This is a genomic window from Actinophytocola sp., from assembly GCF_035762905.1.
Classification (GTDB): domain Bacteria; phylum Actinomycetota; class Actinomycetes; order Mycobacteriales; family Pseudonocardiaceae; genus DASYTH01.
In genome coordinates, this window is record NZ_DASUCC010000029.1 from 7,413 (window position 1) to 30,453 (window position 23,041).

Annotated in this window: 2 protein-coding genes; both read right to left on the reverse strand. The window is 75.7% G+C overall.

From position 1 onward, the window contains the following. Nucleotides 1-3: 3 nt before the first annotated feature. Complete coding sequence (locus VFV67_RS04265; protein ID WP_414636169.1) at nt 4-9,399, reverse strand: type I polyketide synthase; 9,396 nt, start codon at nt 9,397-9,399, stop codon at nt 4-6. After that, nucleotides 9,396-23,036 carry a type I polyketide synthase gene (locus VFV67_RS04270; protein ID WP_326467366.1) on the reverse strand — a complete coding sequence of 4,547 codons (13,641 nt, stop codon included), beginning with the start codon at nt 23,034-23,036 and terminating at the stop codon, nt 9,396-9,398. Before VFV67_RS04270 ends, VFV67_RS04265 begins: the two co-directional genes overlap by 4 nt. Nucleotides 23,037-23,041 lie beyond the last annotated feature (5 nt).

The window sequence follows — 23,041 nt, forward strand, 5'->3', positions numbered from 1 at the left end:
CGTTCACTTGATCCCCAGATCCCGGTCCACGAGGTCGAACAGCTCGTCGTCGGTGGCCGAGCGCAGCCGCTCCCGCAGGTCGCCCGCGGTGCCGTCACCGGGGCCGGTGGCCCGGCGCTGCCCGGCCAGGATCGACTCCAGCCGCATGACCACCCGGACCTTGTCGATGTGGTCGTCGGGCAACCCGGCGAGCGCGGCGTCGAGCCGGTCCAGCTCCCCGGCGCCCGGCAGCGCGGCCCCGGCGCCGTCGTCCGGCAGCACCTCGCCGAGCAGGTGGCCGGCCAACACCGCCGAGTTGGGCCGGTCGAACACCAAGGTGGCCGGCAGTCGTAGCCCGGTCGCCGTGCCGAGCCGGTTGCGCAGCTCGACGGCGGTGAGCGAGTCGAACCCGAGGTCGCGGAACGGCCGGTCGGCGGCGATCGCCTCCGGGCCGTCGTGCCCGAGCACCGCGGCGGCGGTGGTGCGAACCAGGTCGAGCAGCGTGCGCCTGCGCTCCGGCTCGGTCAGCGCGGCCAGCCGGTCGCGCAACTCCGCGGCCACCCCGGGCTCGGCGCCGCCGCCGGGCCGGACCTCGGCGCCGCCCAGCCGGGCCACCTCGGGCAGCTCGCCGATCAGCGGACTTGGCCGCATCGAGGTGAACGCCGGGACGAACCGCTCCCAGTCCACCTCGGCCGCGGCGACGACGGTGTCGTCGTGGTCGAGTGCCTGCTGCAGGGCGAGCATCGCGGGCTCCGGGGTGATCAGCGGAACGCCCCGGCGCAGCATCGGCTCCACCTCGGCCAGCGGCACCATGCCGCCGCCGTCCCAGGGGCCCCAGGCCACGGACAGCACCGGCACACCGTCCCGGCGGCGGCGCTGGGCGTAGGCGTCCAGGAAGGCGTTGCCGGCGGCGTAGGCGCCGTGCCGCCCGACACCCCAGACCCCGGCGATCGACGAGCAGTACACCACCGTGTCCAGCTGCGCCGGGTCGAGCAGCTCGTCCAGGTGCCGGGCGCCGGCCACCTTCGCCTCGGTCAGCGCGGCCAGGTCGGCGACGCTGGTGTGCTCGAGCGGGGTGAGCGCACCGGTGCCGGCGGTGTGGATCACCGCGCGGACCGAGGCGCCACCGCCGTCCAGCCCGTCGAGCATCCCGGCCACCTGGTCCCGGTCGGTCAGGTCGCAGGCCGCGAGGGTGACCTTGGCGCCAAGCGAGGACAGCTCGGCCTCCAGTTCGGCGACCCCGGGCGCGTGGCCGGCGCTTCGGCTGGCCAGCACCAGGTGCTCGGCGCCGTTCGCGGCCAGCCACCGGGCGATGTGCCCGCCGATCGCGCCGGTGCCGCCGGTGACCAGGACCGTGCCGCTCGGCCGCCAGGACCGGGCGGCCGGCGTCCCGGACGTCGCCGCCCGGACCAGCCGGCGGCCGTAGCCGCCGGACGGGCGGATGGCCACCTGGTCCTCGCCGCCGGAGTTGGCCAGCACGCCCGCAAGTGCGGCACCGGTGCGGCCGTCGACGGTGCCGGGAAGATCGATGAGTCCGCCCCACTGCCCGGGGTGCTCAAGGGCGGCGACCCGGCCGAGGCCCCACACCTGCGCCTGCTCCGGGCTGGCGAGCCGCTCGGCCTCGGCCACCGCGACCGCGCCGGTGGTGACGTTCCACAGCGGTGCGTCGATGCCGGCGGCGACCACCGCGTGCAGCAGGGTGAGCGTGCCGGCCAGGCCCGCGTGCAACGATCCGTGCTCGGGGTGGGCGCGGTCGTCGGCGGCGAGCACCGAGAGGATCCCGGTGACCGGGCCGGCGGCGGCCAGGTCCTGCAGGGTCGCCGCCAGCGCGAAGACGTCGGTGTCCGGTGCGACGGTGAGCGGCTCGACCTCGGCCAGGTGCTCGCGCAGCGCGGTGGCGCACAGCCCGGCGAGCCCGGCGGTGGCGTCGGTGTCCGGGACGACCAGCAGCCACCGGCCGGACAGCACCGGCGTGGCCGGCAGGGTGAGCGCGGACCAGCGCACCCGGTAGCGCCACTGGTCGACCGCGTCCCGGTCCCGGGCACCGCCGTACCAGTCGGACAGTGCCGGCAGCAGATGCTCCAGCGAGGCGCGGGCCACGTTGCTGCCCAGCCGCAGCGTCTCGGCCAGCCCGGCGGCGTCGCCCTGCTCGACCGCGGTCCAGAACCGGTGCTGGGCCGGCGAGTTCGCCGTCCCGGCCGGGACGGCGGGCGCCTCGGGCTCGGGCTCCCGGGCCCAGAACCGCCTGCGCTGGAAGGCGTAGGTAGGCAGCGGCACCCGGCGGGCGCCGGAGCCGGTGAAGATCCCGACCCAGTCCGGCGCGGCGCCGTGCACGTCCGCCTCGGCGAGGCTGGACAGCATCCGGCGCGGCCCGGCGTCGTCCCGGCGCACCGTGCCGATCACCTGCGCGCCAACGGTTTCGGTGGCCTCGATGGTCTCCGCGACCGGCACGGTCAGCACCGGGTGCGGGCTCACCTCGATGAACAGCCGGTGCCCGGCGGCCAGCAGCGCCCGGGTGGCGTCCTCGAACCGCACCGTCCGGCGCAGGTTGGTATACCAGTAGTCCGCGTCCATGGCGGTGGTGTCGATCAGCTCACCGGTCACCGTCGAGTACAGCGGCACCTCGGCGGGCCGCGGCGTGATCTCGGCCATGGCGGCCAGCAGCCGGTCGCGGATGGCGTCCACGTGGGCGGAGTGCGAGGCGTAGTCGACCGGGATCCGCTTGGCCCGCAGCTCCCGCTCGGCACACACCGCCAGCAGTTCGTCCAGCGCGGTCACGTCACCGGACACCACGGTCGAGCTCGGCCCGTTCACCGCGGCCACCGACAACGCCGCTCCCCACGGCTCGATCAGCTCCCGGGTCCGCTCCTCCGGCGACGACACCGAGACCATGCCGCCCCGGCCGGACACCTCGCGGATCGCCTGGCTGCGCAACGCGACCAGCATCGCGGCGTCCGAAAGGGACAGTGCACCCGCCACGGCCGCCGCGGCGATCTCGCCCTGCGAGTGGCCGACCACCGCGGCCGGCTCGACCCCGTGCGAACGCCACACCTCGGCCAGCGACACCAGCACCGCGAACAGCAGCGGCTGCACCACGTCCACCCGGTCCAGCGATTCCTTGGCACGCAACACGTCCACCGGCACGAAGTCCACGTGGGGGGCCAGCGCGTGCGCGCACTCGGCGAACCGCTCGCGGAACACCGCGGACGACTCGTACAGCTCAACCGCCATGCCCGGCCACTGCGAGCCCTGGCCGGGGAACACGAACACCGGCCGGGCCGCGGCGGCCCCGGCGCCGGTGACCAGGTTCGGCGCCGGCCGGCCGTGCGCCAGCGCCGCCAGCCCGGACATCAGCTCGGCGCGGTTCGCGCCGACCAGCACGGCCCGGTGGTCCAGCCGGGACCGGGCGGTGACCAGGGTGTAGCCCACGTCGGCCGGCCCGGCATCGGGTTCGGCCGCCAGGTGCCGGTGCAGCCGGGCGGCCTGGGCGCGCAACGCGGCGGCGCTGCGGCCGGAGAGCACCCACGGCTGGACCTCCGGCCCGGTCCCGGACACCTGCGGCGCGGCCGGCTCCCGGTACTCCTCGATGATCAGGTGCGCGTTGGTGCCGCTCAGCCCGAACGAGGACACCCCGGCCCGGCGCGGACGATCACCGGCCGGCCAGGGCCGGTTCTCGGTGAGCAGCTCCACCGCGCCGGCCGACCAGTCGATGTGCGGCGACGGCCGGTCCACGTGCAGCGTCCTGGGCAGCACGCCGTGCCGGATCGCCTGCACCATCTTGATCACGCCGGCCACCCCGGACGCCGCCTGGGTGTGTCCGATGTTCGACTTCAGCGAGCCCAACCACAGCGGCTCCGGCCGGTCCTGGCCGTAGGTGGCCAGCACCGCGGCGGCCTCGATCGGGTCACCGAGCGTGGTGCCGGTGCCGTGCCCCTCCACGACGTCTACATCGGACGGTCGCAGGCCGGCGTTGGCCAGCGCCGCCCGGATCACCCGCTCCTGGGACGGCCCGTTCGGCGCGGTCAGCCCGTTGGACGCGCCGTCGGAGTTGATCGCGCTGCCGCGCACCACGGCGAGCACGTCGTGACCGTTGCGGTGCGCGTCGGACAGCCGCTCCACCAGCAGCACGCCGACGCCCTCACCCCAGGCGGTGCCGTCCGCGGCGGCGGCGAAGGACTTGCACCGGCCGTCCGCGGCCAGCCCGTTCTGCTGGTCGAACTCGGCGAACACGGTCGGCGACGGGATCACCGCGACCCCGCCGGCCAGCGCCATCGTGCACTCGCCGGCCCGCAGCGCCCGCACCGCGAGGCTGAGCGCGACCAGCGACGAGGAGCAGGCGGTGTCGACGGTGAGCGCCGGGCCCTCCAGGCCGAGCGTGTAGGCGACCCGGCCGGAGATCACGCTGTTCGCCGAGCCGGTCAGCGCGTGCGAGGCCACCTCGGGCGGCAGCTCGACGTCGGCGGTGTAGCCGGAGTTGGACGCGCCGATGAACACGCCGATCTGGCTGCCGCGCAACGACTTCGGCGGCACGCCGGCCCGCTCGAGCACTTCCCAGCAGGCCTCGAGCACCACCCGCTGCTGCGGGTCCATGGCCAGCGCCTCGCGCGGTGCGACGCCGAACAGGTCGGCGTCGAAGTCGGTGAAGTCGTAGACGAAACCGCCCTCGGGGTGGAACTCGCCCTGGGTCAGCGCCGGGTCCCAGCCGCGGTCGGTGGGGAACGCCGAGATGCCGTCGGTGCCGGCGTCGACCAGTGCCCAGAGATCCTCGGGGGTGCGCACCCCGCCGGGGTAGCGGCAGCTCATGGCCACGATGGCGACCGGCTCGTCCGGGGTGGCCACGACCGCGGCGGGCGACACCGCGGCCGGGACGACCGGGGCGAGCCGGTCGAGCAGGTGCCGACCCAGCGCGGCCGGGGTCGGATAGTCGAACACGACCGCGGCGGGCAGCGGCAGGCCGGTGGCGGCGGTCAGCCGCTCGCGCAGCTCCACGGCGGTCAGCGAGTCGACCCCGAGGTCGGCGAACGGGCGCTCCGGCTCCACCGCGTCCTGGTCGCGGTAGCCGAGCACGCCGGTGGCCTCGGCCCGGACCAGGTCCAGCAGTGCCTCGGCGCGGCGGCGCTCGGGCAGCGCGGCCAGCTTGTCGGTCCAGTCCTGCCGCACGCCGGGGCGCTGCTGCCCGGCGCCGGCCAGCGCGGCGGCCGCCGCCGGCAGGTCGGCGAGCAGCGGGGCGGCCCGGTTGGCGGAGAACACGGCGGCGAACCGGTCCCAGTTGACGTCGGCCACGGTCACCGCGGTCTCGCCGGTGTCGAGCGCCCGGCCGAGCGCAGTGATCGCCAGCTCGGGCGGCATCGGGACCAGCCCGGTGCGGGTCAGGTGGTCGGGCGACTCGCCGCCCGCGGCCATCCCGGCGCCGTCCCACGGACCCCAGGCCACCGCGGTGGCGGCCAGGCCGTCCGCGCGCCTGCGCTGGGCCAGCGCGTCGAGGTAGGCGTTGGCGGCGCAGTAGCCGGCCGCCCGCCCGTCGCCCCAGATGCCGGCGATCGAGGAGAACAGCACGAACGCGTCCAGCCGTTGCCCGGCGAGCAGCTCGTCCAGGTGGGCCGCGCCGAGCACCTTGGTCCGCACCGCGTACTCGAGCTGGAGCGGGTCGGTCTCGGACGGCGCGCCGGCCACGGCCACCCCGGCGGCGTGCACGACCGCGGTCACCGGGTGGGCGGCAAGCACGGCGGCGAGCGCGTCCCGGTCGGTGACGTCGCAGGCCAGCACGCTCGCCTCGGTGCCGAGCGCGGCCAGCTCGGCGATCAGCTCGGCGGCGCCGGGGGTGTCCGGGCCGCGCCGGCCGGTGAGCACGAGCTTGCGGGCACCGCGCCCGGCCAGCCAGCGGGCGACGTGTGCGCCGAGCGCGCCGGTGCCGCCGGTGATCAGCACGGGGCCGGACGGCCGGAAGGCCGACCCGGGCCCGGTGCTCCGGGGTGCGTGGCCGAGCCGGCGGGCGAACGCGCCGGTGGCCCGGATCGCGACCTGGTCCTCGCCGGTGCCGGCGAGCACGGCGGCCAGGGCGGTGCCGGCCGGTCCGGCCAACGTCTCGGGCAGGTCGACCAGGCCGCCCCAGCGGCGCGGCAACTCCAGCGCGGCCGCCCGGCCCAGGCCCCACACCTGGGCCTGCGCCGGGTTGGTCAGCCGGTCGGCCCGGGTCGCGGCGACCGCGCCCCGGGTGGCGCACCACAGCGGCGCGGTGATCGCGGCGTCGTCAAGGGCTTGGAGCAGCAGCAGGGTCAGCCCGAGCCCGGCGGTCAGCGCCGGCGCCTCGGCCCGGGCGGTCTCGACGGTGCCGAGCAGGGACAGCACCCCGTCCACCGCCTCGATGTCCACTGTGGACTCGTGCAGCGCGGCGCCGAGCGACCACCGGTCGGCGTCCGGCTCGACCGGGATCGCCACCACCTCGGCCCCGTGCGCCCGCAGCGCGTCGGCGGCCGGCTCCGGCCCGGCGCCGGCCGGCACCAGCAGCAGCCAGGTGCCGAGCGGTCCGGCCGGGCCGGTCGTGGGCAGCGGCGTCCAGCTGACCCGGTAGCGCCAGGAGTCCACCGTGGACGCCTGCCGGCTGTCCCGGCGCCAGGCGCCGAGCGCGGGCAGCACGGCACTCAGGTCGGTGCCGGCCGGCAGGTTCAGCGTGGCCGCGACCGTGTCGGCGTCGCCGGACTCGACCGCCTGCCAGAAGTCCTCCGTCACCGGGTCGGCGGCGCGCGCCCCGGTCCCGGTGTCGCGCTCGGCCAGCCAGTACGGCTCCCGCACGAACGCGTAGCCGGGCAGGGCGATCCGCCGGCCGCCGAGCGGGACGAACACCTCGGGCCAGTCGATCCGCCGGCCGGCCACGTGCAGCCGGGCCAGCGCGCCGAGCAGGGCGTCCGGCTCGGGCCGGTCGGCACGCAGCGCCGGGATCGCGACCCCGCCGTCGACCATGGCCGACAGCACGCCGTCCGGACCCAGCTCGAGGAACGTGCTGACCCCGTTGGTCTTCAGCGTGGCCACGCCGTCGGCGAACCGCACCGCCTCGCGCACGTGGCGGACCCAGTACTCGGGGTCGGTCACGTCACCGGAGGTGATCACCGGGATCCGGGGCGGCTGGTAGGTCAGGGTTTCCGCGATCGCGCGGAACTCGGCCAGCATCGGGTCCATGTGCGGCGAGTGGAACGCGTGCGACACGGTCAGCCGCTTGGTCTTCGCCCAGCGCGGCGCCAGTTCCTCGATCACCCCGGCGTCGCCGGAGATCACGATGGAGGTCGGCCCGTTGACCGCCGCGATGCCCACCCGCTCCTCGAGCCCGGCAATCGCAGCCGACACCTCGGCCTCGGTCGCCTGCACGGCCAGCATCGCCCCACCGCCGGGCAACGCCTGCATCAACCTTCCGCGCGCAGCGACAAGAATGCAGACATCGTCCAAGGACAGGACACCAGCCACATATGTGGCAGCCAGCTCACCGATCGAATGCCCGAGCAGGTAATCCGGGGTGATGCCCCAGGACTCCAGCAGACGGAACAGCGCCACCTCCAGGGCGAAGATGCCGGCCTGGGCGAAGACAGTCTCATTGAGCAACTCTTGGTCGCCGAACAGCACGGGTCGCACCGGACGGTCCAGCTCGGCGCCGAGCCGCGCGCACACCTCGTCCAGCGCCTCGGCGAACACCGGGAACGCCTGGTAAAGACCGGCGCCCATGCCCGCCCGCTGCGCCCCCTGGCCGGTGAACAGGAACGCCAGTCGCCCGCTGCCGGCCACCCCGCGCAGCACGCCGGGTCCGGTCCGGCCGGCGGCCAGTTCGCCCAGCCCGGCCAGCAGCCCGGCCCGGTCGCCGGCCAGCAGCACAGCCCGGTGCTCGAGCGCGGCCCGGGTGGTGGCCAGCGAGACGCCGAGGTCGGCCAGGCTCAGCTCGCCCTGTTCGTCCACAAAGGACCTCAGCCGCGCGGCCTGGGCCCGCAGCGCGTCGGCGGTGCGGGCAGAGACCAGACAGGGCACCAGCTCCAGGCCGGCCGGGGCGGCATCGGCCGGCTCGTCGGCGCCGGCCGGCGCGGCCTCCAGGATCACGTGCGCGTTGGTGCCGCTCATCCCGAACGAGGACACTCCCGCCCGGCGCGGGTGGCCGGTGTCCGGCCACGGCACCGGCTCGGTCAGCAGCTCGACCGCGCCTGCGGTCCAGTCCACCTCGGGCGTCGGCGCATCGACGTGCAGGGTCTTCGGGAGCACCCCGGCCCGCAGCGCCAGCACCGTCTTGATCACCCCGGCCACGCCGGCGGCGGCCTGGGTGTGGCCGATGTTCGACTTCACCGAGCCGAGCAGCAGCGGGCGGTCCCGGTCCTGCCCGTAGGTGGCCAGGATCGCCTGCGCCTCGATCGGGTCGCCGAGCCTCGTTCCGGTGCCGTGCGCCTCCACCGCGTCCACATCGGACGGCCGGAGCCGGGCGTTGGCCAGCGCGGACCGGATCACCCGCTCCTGCGACGGACCGTTCGGCGCGGTCAGCCCGTTGGACGCGCCGTCGGAGTTCACCGCGCTGCCCCGCAGCACGGCAAGCACCTCGTGCCCGTTGCGTTGTGCGTCGGACAGCCGCTCCAGCAGCAGCAGGCCGACGCCCTCGCCCCAGCCGGTGCCGTCGGCCGCGGCGGCGAACGCCTTGCACCGGCCGTCGGCGGCCAGCCCGCCCTGCCGGCTGAACTCGCCGAACAGGGCCAGGCCGGCCATCACGGTGACGCCCCCGGCCAGCGCCATCGCGCACTCGCCACCGCGCAGCGACTGGGCGGCCAGGTGCAGCGCGACCAGCGACGAGGAGCACGCGGTGTCGGTGGTGATCGCCGGACCCTTGAGGCCGAAGGTGTAGGAGACCCGGCCGGAGACCACGCTGCCCGCGCTGCCGGTCAGCAGGTGTCCCTCGGCCTCCTCGGGCAGGTCGGCGTGCAGGCCGTAGTTGGACGCGCCGGCGCCGATGAACACCCCGGTGTCGCTGCCCCTGGTCGAGGTCGGGTCGATTCCGGCCCGCTCGAACAGCTCCCAGGCCGCCTCGAGCACCAGGCGCTGCTGCGGGTCCATGGTCAGCGCCTCGCGCGGGCTGATCCCGAACAGCGCCGCGTCGAACCGCTCGACGCCGGTGACGAACCCGCCGACGATGCCCAGCCGGTCGCCGTCCTCGGTGTCCCAGCCGCGGCCGTCCGGCAGGCCGGTCATGGCGTCCCGGCCGGTCTCGACCAGCCGCCACAGCTCCTCCGGGGTGTCCGCGTCACCGGGATAGCGGCAGCTCATCCCGATGATCGCGATCGGCTCCGGTTCCCGCGCCTCGACAAGGGCCAGCCGCTGCCTGGTCTCGGACAGGTCGGTGGTGACCCGCTTGAGGTACTGCAGGAGCTTCGCTTCGTTCGCCATCCGGTCCTCACTCACGACACGCCGAGCGTGTTGTCGATGAAGTCGAAGAGGTCGTCGGCCGAGGCCGCTTCCAGCTCGGCGGCGACCGCGGCGGCCGGCTCGGCGGCCAAGCGGGTGAGCCGCCGGACCAGCTCGCGCAGCCGGTCCCGGTCGAGGTCGGCGGCCGGCGCGGCGTCCAGCCGGCCGGCCAGCCGGTCCAGCTCGTCGAGCGGGTCCCCGCCGGCCGGCGCCGGCGCCGCGCCGCGCAGCCGGCTGAGCAGGTGCGCGGCCAGCTCGTCCGGGGTGGGGTGGTCGAAGACCAGGGTCGCCGGCAGCCGCTCGCCGATGGCGCCGGTGAGCCGGTTGCGCAGCTCGACCGCGGTCAGCGAGTCGAACCCGACCTCCTTGAACGGCCGGTCCGGCCCGACCGCGTCCGGGGTGTGATGGCCGAGCACGGCGGCGGCGTGCCCGCGGACCAGGTCCAGCAGCATCCGGCGCTGCTCCGGCTCGGGCAGCCGGACCAGCGTGTCGCCGAGCGACACCCCGCCGGCCGGGGTGCTCGCGGCGGCGCGCCGGACCGGGCCGCGCACCAGCGCCCGGAACAGCGCCGGGACCGGTGCCTGCCGGGCGTGCGCGCGCAACGCCGCCAGGTCGAGGTTGACCGGCACCAGGTGGGCCCGGCGCAGGGTCAGGGCGGCGTCGAACAGGGCCAGGCCCGCCGTCGTGGACAGCGCGGCACCGGCCATGGTGGCCCGGGTCAGGTTGCCGCCGGACAGGTGCCCGGTCATCGCGCTGGCCTGCGCCCACAGGCCCCAACCCAGCGAGGTGGCGGGCAGGCCGCGGTGCCGGCGGTGCCGGGCCAGCGCGTCCAGGAAGGCGTTGGCGGCGGCGTAGTTCGCCTGTCCGGGCGAGCCGAACGTCGCCGAGGCGGAGGAGAACAGCACGAACAGGGCCAGGTCGGCGTGCGCGGTCAGCTCGTGCAGGTTGATCGCGGCGTCGATCTTGGGCGTCAGCACGGCGTCCACCCGGTCCGGGGTCATCGCCTCGAGCACGCCGTCGTCCAGCACGCCGGCCGCGTGCACCACCCCGGTCAGCCGGCGTCCGGTGAGCAGTCCGGCCAGCGCGTCCCGGTCGGCGGCGTCGCAGGCGACCACCTCGGCGGTGCCGCCCAGTTCGGCCAGGTCGGCCACCAGCTCGGCGGCGCCGTCGGCGGCCGGGCCGGAGCGGGACACCAGCAGCAGGTGCCGCACGCCGTGCTCGGCCACCAGATGGCGGGCCAGCAACCCGCCGAGCAGGCCGGTGCCGCCGGTGATCAGCACGGTGCCGTCCGGGTCCGGTGCGGCCGGCAGCGTGAGCACGTTCTTGCCGACGTGCCGGCCGGCGGCGATGAACCGGAACGCCTCGGTGGCCTCGGTCAGGTCCCACGCGGTGACCGGGAGCGGCCGCAGCGCGCCCCGGTCGATCAGCGCCATGATCTCCTCGAGCATCGCGACCAGCCGGTCCGGTCCGGCCTCGGCCAGGTCGAAGGCCCGGTAGCGGGTGCCAGGGTGGGCCAGCGCCACCTCGGCGGCGTCCCGGATGTCGGTCTTGCCCATCTCGATCAGCCGGCCGCCGGGGGCGAGCAGCCGCAGCGAGGCGTCCACCAGCTCGCCGGACAGCGAGTTGAGCACCACGTCCACGCCGCGCCCGCCGGTCGTCACCCGGAACGCCGGCTCGAACTCGGTCGTCCTCGACGAGGCGATGTGCTCGTCGTCCAGGCCGCAGGACCGCAGCAGGTTCCGCTTGCCGTCGCTGGCGGTGCCGAACACCTCCAGCCCGAGGTGTTGTCCGATCTGGACCGCGGCCATGCCGACGCCGCCGGCCGCCGCGTGCACCAGCAGCGACTCCCCCGGCGCGACGCCGGCCAGGTCCACCAGCCCGTACCAGGCGGTGAGGAACACGGTGGGCACCGACGCCGCCTCGGCGAACGTCCACTGTGGCCGCATCCGGGCCAGGGCCGCCCGCTCGGTCACGGCCACCGGCGCGAACCCGCCGGAGAGCAGGCCGAACACCCGGTCGCCGGGGGCCAGGTCGGTCACCTCGGCGCCGACCTCGAGGACCACTCCGGCGCCCTCGGTGCCCATGATCGTCTGGTCCGGCACGATGCCGAGCGCGATGGCCACGTCGCGGAAGTTGATCCCGGCCGCCCGCACGGCCAGCCGGACCTGGGTGGCGGCCAGCGGTGCCGCCGCCTCGGGCGCGGGGATCAGGGCCAGGTCGTCCAGCGTGCCGGCACCGGCCACGTCGAGCCGCCAGGGTCCGCCGGCCGCCGGTTCGGTGAGCCCGGATGCGGCGGCCCGGACCAGCCGGGGGGCGAGCACCCGGCCGGCGCGCACGGCCAGTTGAGGCTCGTCGGCGGCCAGCGCGGCCGGCAGCGCACCCCACGACTCCGGCTGCCCGTCGGTGTCGATGAGCTGGAACCGGTCCGGGTGCTCGGACTGGGCCGAGCGCAGCAGGCCGTGCGCCGCGGCGCCGGCCAGGTCCGGCACGTTCTCGCCGGGGTGGGTGGCCACCGCGCCGCGGGTCAGCACGACCAGCCGGGCGGCGGCGAACCGCTCGTCGCGCAGCCATTCCTGGGCGGTGGCGAGCATCGCGTGGGTGGCCGTGCGGGCGGTCGGGGCCGGCGCGGCGGGCCGGAGCACCAGGGCCGGCACGGGCCCCGCCTCGGCGAGCGCGTCCAGGTCGGGATACCAGGAGACCGGGCCGGTACGGGCGGTCAGCTCCTCGGCAAGGACCGGGTCGTAGTCGCCGACGGCCACCAGCCCGGTGACCGGCTCGACCGGCTCGGCCGCCGCCGTCCAGTCCACCTGGAACAGTGCGTTCGGTTCCGGGGCGGCGCCGATGTCGGCGACCGGGCGCAGGGTCAGCGATCCGACCGTGGCCACCGCGGCCCCGGTGGCGTCGGCGACGGCGACCTCGATGGTGTCCGGGCCGAGCGGGGTGAGCCGCACCCGCAGCACGGCGGCGCCGGTGGCGTGCAGGGCGACCCCGGTCCAGGCGAACGGCAGCAGCGCCGACCCGCTCGCACCGAGCAGGCCGCCGAGCCCGGCGGCGTGCAGCGCGGCGTCCAGCACGGCGGGGTGCAGCCCGAACGAGGCGGCGTCGGCGCGCAGTTCCTCGGGCAGCGCGACCTCGGCGTACACCTCGCCTTCGGTGCGCCAGGCCGCCCGCAGGCCGCGGAACGCGGGACCGTAGGCGTAGCCGGCGGCGGCCAGGTCGGCGTAGTACCCGTCCACCGGCAGCGGTTCGGCGGCCGGCGGCCAGGCGAGCAGGTCCACCGGTTCCGGCGGGTCGGCGGCGGCGAGCCGGCCGGTGGCGTGCCTTGTCCACGGCTCGCCGGCGTCGGCCCGCTCCGGTCGCGAGTGGACGGTCAGCGGCCGACACCCGTCCGGATCCGGGGCACCGGCGATGATCTGCACCAGCACGCCGGCCCGCTCGGGCAGCACCAGCGGGGTCTCCAGGGTGAGTTCCGCGAGCACCGGGCAGCCGAGCGGTTCGCCTGCGCGCAGCGCCAGATCCACGAACGCGGTGCCGGGCAGCACGACCGCGCCCATGATCGTGTGGTCGGCGAGCCACGGGTGGGTGGCCACCGAGATCCGCCCGGTGCACACCGCGCCAGCCCCGTCGGCCAGCGGTACCAGGTCGCCGAGCAGTGCCGCCCCGCCGGCCCGCGGCCAGTAGCGCCGGTGCTCGAAGGCGTAGCCGGGCAGGTCGATCCGGCGTCCGCCGAGCGGGGCGAGCACACCGGCCCAGTCCACCGGCAGGCCGTGCACATGCGCCTGCGCCAGCGCGGTGAGCCACTGCCGCCGGTCGCCGCCATCCTTGCGCAGCGTGTGCAGCACGGCCCCGGTCCGCCCGGCGGCGTCCAGGGTCTCGCTGATCCCCACGGTGAGCACCGGGTGCGGGCTGATCTCCAGGAAGGTCGTGAAGTCCTCGGCCAGCGTGCGGGTGGCGGGTTCGAACAGCACGGTGTGCCGCAGGTTGTCCACCCAGTACGCCGCGTCCAGCAGGGTCCCGTCCACCCGGGTGCCGGTCACCGCCGAGTGGAACGGCACCGAGCCCGCCCGCGGCTCGATACCGGCCAACTCCGCCAGCAACCGATCCCGAATTCGGTCCACCTGAACCGAATGCGAGGCGTAGTCCACCGGAATCCGCTTGGCCCGCAGCTCCCGCTCGGCACACAGCGCCAGCAACTCGTCCAGCGCGGCGACCTCGCCCGAGACCACAGTGGACAACGGCCCGTTCACCGCCGCCACCGAAAGCGCCTCGCCCCACGGCGCGATCAGCTCCGACACGTCATCCTGGGACAAGGCAAGGGAAACCATGCCGCCGTGCCCGGACAGTTCCTCGGCGATGGCCCGCGCCCGCAGCGCCACCACCCGGGCCCCGTCGGAAAGACTCAGCACCCCGGCAACACGCGCCGCGGCGATCTCCCCCTGCGAATGCCCCACCACCGCGGCAGGCGACACCCCCACCGACCGCCACAGCTCGGCCAGGGACACCAGCACCGCCCACAACACCGGCTGCACCACGTCCACTCGGTCCAGCGATCCCTTGCCCCGCAACACATCCAGCAACGACCAGTCCACGAACTCGCCCAGCGCCCGCTCGCACTCCTCCAGCCGCGCCCGGAACACCTCCGAGGACTCCAGCAGCTCGGCGGCCATCCCCACCCACTGCGAACCCTGCCCCGGGAACACGAACACCACACCGGACGACGGCCGGGCCACACCGGACACCACACCCGGCGCCGGCTCCCCCGCCATCAGGCCGGCCAGCCCGCCGCGCAGCTCCGCGAGTCCGGCACCGACGACCACGGCGCGGTGCGCCAGCGCGGCCCGCCCGGTGGCCAGCGACCACGCCACGTCCACCGGCTCCGCACCGTCCACACCGGACAGCAAGCGCTCCGCCTGACCCCGCAACGATTCCGCCGAGTTCGCCGACACCAGCCACGGCACGACGGACCCGGGGGTCACGACCGGCGCGTCCGGCCGCCCGCCTGCCGGCCCGTCGGCCGGTGCCGGGGCCTGCTCGATGATCACGTGCGCGTTGGTGCCGCTCACCCCGAACGACGACACCGCGGCCCGGCGCGGGCGCCCGGCGTCCGGCCACGGCCGCGCCTCGGTGAGCAGTTCCACCGCGCCGGCCGTCCAGTCGACCTCCGGGGTCGGGGCGTCCACGTGCAGGGTGGCCGGCAGCATCCCGTGCCGGATCGCCTGCACCATCTTGATCACACCGGCCACCCCGGACGCCGCCTGGGTGTGCCCGATGTTGGACTTGATCGAGCCGAGCAGCAGCGGGGTCTCCCGGTCCTGCCCGTAGGTGGCCAGGATCGCGGCGGCCTCGATCGGGTCGCCGAGCCGGGTCCCGGTGCCGTGCGCCTCCACCGCGTCCACATCGGACGGTGCCAGGCCGGCGCCGGCCAACGCCGCGCGGATCACCCGCTGCTGGGCCGGGCCGTTCGGCGCGGTCAGCCCGTTGGACGCGCCGTCCTGGTTCACCGCGGATCCGCGCACCACGGCGAGCACCCGGTGGCCGTTGCGGTGCGCGTCGGACAGCCGCTCGACCAGCAGCACGCCGACGCCCTCGCCCCAGCCGGTGCCGTCCGCCGCGGCGGCGAACGATTTGCACCGGCCGTCCGCGGCGACCCCGTTCTGCCGGCTGAACTCGGTGAAGATGCCGGGCGTCGCCATCACCACGACGCCGCCGGCCAGCGCCATCGTGCACTCGCCCGCGCGCAGCGCCTGGATCGCCAGGTGCAGCGCCACCAGGGAGGACGAGCAGGCGGTGTCCACGGTGACCGCCGGCCCCTCGAGGCCGAACGTGTAGGCCACCCGGCCGGAGATCACGCTCGCCGAGCTGCCGGTGGCGAGGTAGCCCTCGCTGCCGTCCGCCGCGTCGGCCAGCACGGACAGGTAGTCGTGGCTGTTGGTGCCGGCGAACACGCCGGTCCGGTTGCCGCGCAAGGAAAGCGGGTCGATCCCGGCCCGCTCGAATGCTTCCCAGGACGCCTCGAGCAGCAGCCGCTGCTGCGGGTCCATCGCGACCGCCTCGCGCGGGGAGATCCCGAACAGGGCGGCGTCGAACGCGCTGGCGTCGTGGACGAAACCGCCCTCGTGCGCGTGCGAGCTGGCCGGGTTGTCCGGATCCGGGTCGTAGAGCCCGTCGAGGTACCAGCCTCGGTCGGTCGGGAACGGTCCGATGCCGTCGCCGCCAGCGGCCACCAGGTCCCACAGGTCCTCCGGCGAGCCGACCCTGCCGGGGTACCGGCAGCTCATGCCGATGATCGCGATCGGGTCGTCGCCGGTGGCCACCGGCGCACCGGTCTCCGGTGCGTCGGCGACCTCGGCCACACCGAGCAGCTCGGCCAGGTGGGCGGCCAGTGCGGTCGCGGTCGGGTGGTCGAACACCAGGGTGGCCGGCAGGCCGAGGCCGGTGCACTCGGCCAGCCGGTCGCGCAGCTCAACGGCGGTCAGCGAGTCGAAGCCGAGGTCCTTGAACGGCCGGCCCGGTTCGATCGGGTCGACCTCGGTGTGTCCCAACGTCTCGGCGGCGCCGGAGCGGACCAGCTCGAGCAGGATCCGGTCCCGCTCGGCGGCGGTGCCGGCGCCCAGCCGGTCGAGCAGCTCGACCGATCCGGGCCGCTCGCCGGCCGGGCCGGCCGGGGCGGCGAGCGCCGTGCCGACCTCCGGCAGGTCGCCGATCAGCGGGCTGGGCCGGGCGGAGGTGAACGCCACGGCGAACCGCGCCCAGTCCACGTCCGCGACCGTGACGCAGCCGAGGTCGTGGTCCACGGCGTCGGCGAACGCCCGGACCGCCAGCTCCGGGTCCATCGCGGTCAGGCCGCGGCGGGCCAGGTAGTCCTCGGCGTCCTCGGCCACCAGCATCCCGGCGTCGGCCCACGGGCCCCAGGCGATCGAGGTGCCGGCACGCCCTGCCGACCGGCGGCGCTCGACCAGCGCGTCGAGGAAGGCGTTGGCGGCGGCGTAGGCCGCCTGCCCGCCGCTGCCCCAGGTTCCGGCGATGGAGGAGAAGGTCACGAACGCCTCGAGCCGGACGTCGGCCAGCAGCTCGTCCAGCAGCGCCGCGCCGGTCACCTTGGCCCGCAGCACCCCGGCGACCTCGGCCAGCCCGGTGTCGCCCAACGGCACGGAGTCCACCACGCCCGCGGTGTGCACGACGGCGGTGACCGGGTGCTCGGCCAGCAGGGCGGCCAGCTCCGTCCGGTCGGCGACGTCGCAGGCCACGATCGTCGCGGTGGCGCCGAGCTCGGCCAGCTCGGCGCGGAGCTCGTCGGCACCCGGTGCGTCCGGACCCCGCCTGCTGACCAGGACCAGCCGCCGCGCGCCGCGTTCGGCGAGCAGCCGGGCCACCCGGCCGCCGAGCGCGCCGGTGCCGCCGGTGATCAGCACCGGGCCGGCCGGCCGCCACGGCCGCGCCGGGCCGCCGGTCACCGGCACCCGGGCCAGTCTCCTGGCGAACACCCCGGAGCCGCGCAGCGCGACCTGGTCCTCGGTCCCGGTGAGCACGCCGGCCAGCCGGGACCGGGCCCGGCCGTCCAGGGTCTCCGGCAGGTCGATCAGCCCGCCCCAGCGGCGCGGGAACTCCAGCGCGGCCACCCGGCCGAGGCCCCAGAGCTGGGCCTGCGCCGCGCCGGGCAGCCGGTCGGACCGGCCGACCGCGACGGCGCCCCGGGTGATCGCCCACACCGGCGCCTCGATCCGCCCGGCGTCGAGCGCCTTGAGCAGCACCACGGTCGCGGCCAACCCGACCGGCAGCGACGGGTAGCCGGGGTGGTCGGTCTCGTCCAGCCCGAGCAGCGACAGCACCCCGGCGAGCCCGCCGGGCGCCGTCTCGTGCAGCCGGTGCGCCACCTGCCAGGGATCGGTGTCGGCCGGGCCGAGCACCAGCTCGCGGACCTCGGCACCGCCCTCGCGCAGCGCCTCGAGCACCGGGGCTTCGGCCAGCCCTGCCGGCAGCACGGCGAGCCAGGTTCCGGTGAGCGAGCCGCGCGGCGGGTCGGCAACCGGCGCCCAGCCGGCCCGGTACCGCCATCCGTCCACGGTGGACTGCGCACGCCGGCCGAGCCGCCAGGCGGACAGCGCCGGCAGCACGGCCCGCAGCGCGTCCTGGTCGGCCAGTCGCAGCGCCCGCGCGATGCCGTCCAGATCCTGTTCCTCGACCGCGGCCCAGAACCGGGACTCGCCCGCCGGGTCGGTGCCCCCTGCCTCCGGCGGGGCGGCGACCGCGTCCAGCCAGTACCGCTGGCGCTGGAAGGCATAGGTTGGCAGGTCGACCCGTCGGCCGCCGAACCCGGCGAGCAGCCCGGCCCAGTCCGGCGTGTGGCCGTGCACGTACGCGGTGGCCAGCGCGCGCAGCAGGGTGGCGGTCTCGTCCCGGCCGGACCGGCAGACCGGAACGGCCGCCCCGTCCGGCACCAGTGCCGAGAGCACGCCATCGGGCCCCAACTCCAGGAACCGGGTCACCCCCTGTTCCCGCAACGAGTTCACGCCATCGCCGAACCGCACCGCATCCCGCACGTGCCGCACCCAGTGCTCGGGGTCGGTGATGTCACCGGAGGAGATCACCGGGAGTCGGGGCGGGTGGTAGGTCAGGGTTTCGGCCACGGCGCGGAACTCGGCCAGCATCGGGTTCATGTGCGGCGAGTGGAACGCATGCGACACGGTCAGCCGCTTGGTCTTGGCCCACCGCGGCGCCAGTTCCTCGATCACCTCGGCGTCACCTGAGATCACGATCGAGGTCGGCCCGTTGACCGCGGCGATGCTCACCCGCTGTTCACGTCCGCGGATCGTGTCTACAACCTCGTCTTCTGTCGCATGTATGGACAGCATCCCGCCACCTGTCGGCAGCTTCTGCATCAACCGCCCACGGGCAGCCACCAAGGTGATGGCATCGTCCAAGGACCAGACACCTGCCACATATGTGGCAGCCAACTCACCGATGGAATGACCCAACAGGAAGTCCGGAGTCACCCCCCAGGACTCCAACAGCCGGAACAGCGCCACCTCGAACGCGAACAACCCGGCCTGGGTGTACATGGTCTGGTCGAGCAACTCCGGCTCGCCGAACATCACCTCGCGTAGCGGCCGGTCCAGGTCGAACCGCGCGCACACCGCGTCGAGGGCGTCGGCGAACACCGGGAACGCCCGGTACAGCTCGGCGCCCATACCGACCCGCTGCGAGCCCTGGCCGGTGAACAGGAACGCCAGCCGTCCATCGTGGACGGTGCCGCGCACCGCCGCCGTCGGCAACTCCCCCCGCGCCAGCGCGGCCAGCGCCTCGGCGGGATCGCCGGCCAGCACCACCGCCCGGTGCTCGAGATCGGCCCGCCCGGCCGCAAGCGAGTACGCCAGATCCACGGCGGGATCGGTCACCCCGCGCAGATGGGCCAGCAGCGCGGCGCACTGGGCCCGCAGCCCCTCGGCGGTCCGCGCCGAGACCGGCCAGGCCAGCACCGCGGGCGGCTGCGGGCCGGCGGCCCGGGTTTCCACCAGGGTCTCGGCCGGCGCACAGTACTCCTCGATGATCACGTGCGCGTTGGTGCCGCTCACCCCGAACGAGGACACCCCGGCCCGGCGCGGGCGCCCGGCGTCCGGCCACGGCCGGGACTCGGTCAGCAGCGACACCGCCCCGGCCGACCAGTCCACGTGCGGCGTCGGCTCGTCCACGTGCAGCGTCTTCGGCAGCGTCGCGTGCCGGATCGCCTGCACCATCTTGATCACACCGGCCACCCCGGACGCCGCCTGGGTGTGCCCGATGTTGGACTTCAGCGAGCCCAGCCACAGCGGGGTGTCCCGGTCCTGCCCGTAGGTGCCCAGCAGCGCGGTGGCCTCGATCGGGTCGCCGAGCGTGGTCGCCGTCCCGTGCCCCTCCACGGTGTCCACATCGGACGGTTCGAGTCCGGCGTCGCGCAGGGCGGCGCGGATCACCCGTTGCTGGGCCGGGCCGTTCGGCGCGGTCAGGCCGTTGGAGGCGCCGTCCTGGTTGACCGCCGATCCCCGCACCACGGCGAGGATCCGGTGCCCGGCACGCCGCGCGTCGGACAGCCGCTGCACCAGCAGCACCCCGACGCCCTCACCCCAGCCGGTCCCGTCGGCGGCGGCGGCGAACGACTTGCACCGCCCGTCGGCGGCCAGCCCCTTCTGGGTGCTGAACTCGGCGAAGATGTCCGGACTGGTCATCAGCGCCACCCCGGCCACCAGCGCCCGGTCGCACTCGCCGGCCCGCAACGCGCGCATCGCCAGGTGCAACGCCACCAGCGAGGACGAGCACGCGGTGTCCACGGTGACCGCCGGGCCCTCGAGGCCGAACGAGTAGGCGATCCGGCCGGACATCACGCTGGCCGACGTGCCGGTGATGTAGTGGCCCTCCAGGCCGGCGGCCAGCCGCAGGCCGACGCCGTAGCCGGACGTGGAGGCGCCGACGAACACGCCGGTCGGGGTGCCGCGCAGCGCGTGCGGGTCGATGCCGGCCCGTTCCAGCACCTCCCAGGACGCCTCGAGCAGCAGCCGCTGCTGCGGGTCCATCGCGACCGCCTCGCGCGGCGAGATGCCGAACAGCCCGGCGTCGAACGTGGTGGCGTCGTAGAGGAAGCCGCCCTCCGGCGTGTAACCGCCGGGGGCGGCGGAGAGGTCCCAGCCGCGGTCGGTGGGGAACGCGGCGATGCCGTCGGTGCCGGTGGCCACCAGCTCCCACAGCTCTTCCGGGGAACCCACCCCGCCGGGGTAGCGGCAGCTCATCGCCACGATCGCGATCGGCTCGTCGATGGCACCGGCCGGGACCGCGGGCGTGGGCGGCGCCGCCTCGGCGCCGGTCGCGGCGCCGGTCAGCGTCTCCAGCAGGAACCGGCCCACCGCGCGCGGTGTCGGGTAGTCGAACAGCAGCGTCACCGGCAGGCGCACGCCGGCGGCGCCGGCCACCCGGTTGCGTACCTCGACCGCGGTCAGCGAGTCCAGCCCCAGATCCTTGAACGGCCGGTCGGCCTCGACCGCCGCCACGTCCGGGTAACCGAGCACCGCGGCGGTCTGCCGGCGGACCAGCTCCAGCACCAGGTGCGCCCGCTCGGCCGCGGCCACCCCGGCCAGCTCGGCCGCCAGACCCGGGCCGTCGGCGGCGGTCTCGGCCGCGGTCTCGGCCAGCGCCAGCGCGACCTCGGGCAGCTCGCCGAGCAGCGGGCTGGGCCGGCCCGAGGTGAACGCCGCCGCGAACCGCTCCCAGTCCAGGTCGGCGACGGTCACGCAGGTCTCGCCGCGGTCCACCGCGGCACCCAGTGCGGCCACCGCCAGTTCCGGCCGCATCGGCAGCAGGCCGCGGCGGCGCAGGTACTCGTCGGCGCCGCCCCTGGCGGCCATCCCGGCGTCGGCCCACATTCCCCAGGAGATCGAGGTGGCCACCCGGCCACGGGCCCGGCGATGTTCGGCCAGCGCGTCCAGGAACGCGTTGGCCGCCGCGTAGGACGCCTGGTTGCCGCTGCCCCACACCCCGCTGATCGAGGAGAACAGCACGAACGCGTCCAGCCCGTCGCCGAGCAGCTCGTCCAGGTGCGACGCGCCGAGCACCTTGGCCCGGATCCCGTCGGCCAGGTCGGTGATCTCCAGCTCGGTCAGCGGCGCGGGCTGGTCGACGCCGGCCGCGTGCACCACGGCGGTCACCGGGTGCTCGGCCAGCAGCGCGGCCACCGCGTCCCGGTCGGCGATGTCGCAGGCGGCCACGATCGCGGCCACGCCGAGCCCGGCCAGTTCGGCGACCAGCTCGGCCGCGCCCGGTGCGGCCGGCCCGGCCCGGCTGGTCAACACCAGCTCGGTGGCGCCCCGGCCGGCGAGCCACCGGGCCACCCGCGCGCCGAGCGCACCGGTGCCGCCGGTGATCAGCACCGGGCCGCTCGGTCGCCACCCGGCCACGTCCGGCCCGGCCGCGCCCGCGCGGGCGAGCCGTCTGGCGAACACGCCGGACGCCCGCACGGCGACCTGGTCCTCGGCGCCGGTCAGCACGCCGGCCAGCCGCGCGCCGGCCCGCTCGTCGAGCGGCTCTGGCAGGTCGACCAGCCCGCCCCACAACCCCGGGTGCTCCAGCGCCGCCACCCGCCCCAGTCCCCAGACCAGCGCCTGCACCGGGTCGCCCGGCAGGTCCGAGCGGCCGGTGCAGACCGCGCCGCTGGTGCCGCACCACAACGGCACGGTCAGCTCGAGGTCGGCGAGCGCCTGGATCAGGGCGACCGTCGCCCCGGTGCCGACCGGCACCGCCGGGTCGTCCCGGTGCGGCCGCACCTCCAGCGCGACCAGCGAGAGCACCCCGGCAACGGCCGGTTCGGCCAGCGCGACGGCATCGTCGATCCGCTCGGTCAGCGTCCAGCGGTCCAGCTCATCCGCGCCGAGCAGCACCTCGGCCACCTCGGCGCCGTGTGCCCGCAACGCCCGGGCGCAGTCCCGCACCGGGCCGGCCCCGGTGTGCACGAGCAGCCAGGTTCCGGTCAGCGGCGCGGCGCTCTCCAGCACCGGCCGCCACCGCACCTGATACCGCCACGAGTCCACTGTGGACCTGTCGCGCCGGCCCCGGCGCCACGACGACAGCGCCGGCAGCACGGTGTCCAGCCCCACCTCGGAGTCCAGCCGGAGCGTGCCGGCCACCTCGCCGAGGTCCTCCCGCTCCACGGCCGCCCAGAACCGCGCCTCGGCCGGATCGGCCGCGTCAACCCCCGCGCCGGGCTCCGCCGTCATCCAGTAGTGCTGACGCTGGAAGGCGTAGGTCGGCAGCTCCACGACCCGCCCGCCGTCCGGCTCCAGCACCGCGCGCCAACCCACCTCGACGCCGTGCACGTGCGCCTCGGCCAGCGCCGCGAACCACCGCCGCCGGTCCCCGGCGTCCTTGCGGAGGGTGTGCAACACCGTGCCGGAGATCCCCGCCGCGTCAAGGGTTTCGGTGATCCCCCCGGTCAGCACCGGGTGCGGGCTCACCTCCAGGAAGGTCACGAGCCCGCCCTCGGCCAGCCCCAGCGTCGCCGGCTCGAACAGCACGGTGTGCCGCAGGTTGTCCACCCAGTACGCCGCGTCCAGCGTGTCACCCTCGGCGATCCGCCCGGTCACCGCCGAGTAGAACGGCACCGAACCCGCCCGCGGCTCGATCCCGGCCAACTCCGCCAGCAACCGATCCTGAATTCGGTCCACCTGAACCGAATGCGAGGCGTAGTCCACCGGAATCCGCTTGGCCCGCACCTCCCGCTCGGCACACACGGCCAGCAACTCGTCCACCGCCGCCACATCACCGGAGATCACCGTGGACAACGGCCCGTTCACCGCCGCCACCGACAACGCCGCACCCCACGGCCCGATCAGCTCCGCCGCGTCATCCCGCGACACCGCAAGGGAAACCATCCCCCCATGACCCGACAACACCTCGGCAATGGCGCGTGCCCGCAGCGCCACCACCCGCGCCCCATCCGAAAGACTCAACACCCCCGCCACACACGCCGCCGCGATCTCCCCCTGCGAATGCCCCACCACCGCAGCCGGCGAAACCCCCACCGATCCCCACAACTCGGCAAGAGAAACCATCACCCCCCACAACACCGGCTGCACCACATCCACCCGGTCCAGCGATCCCCCACCACGCAACACATCCA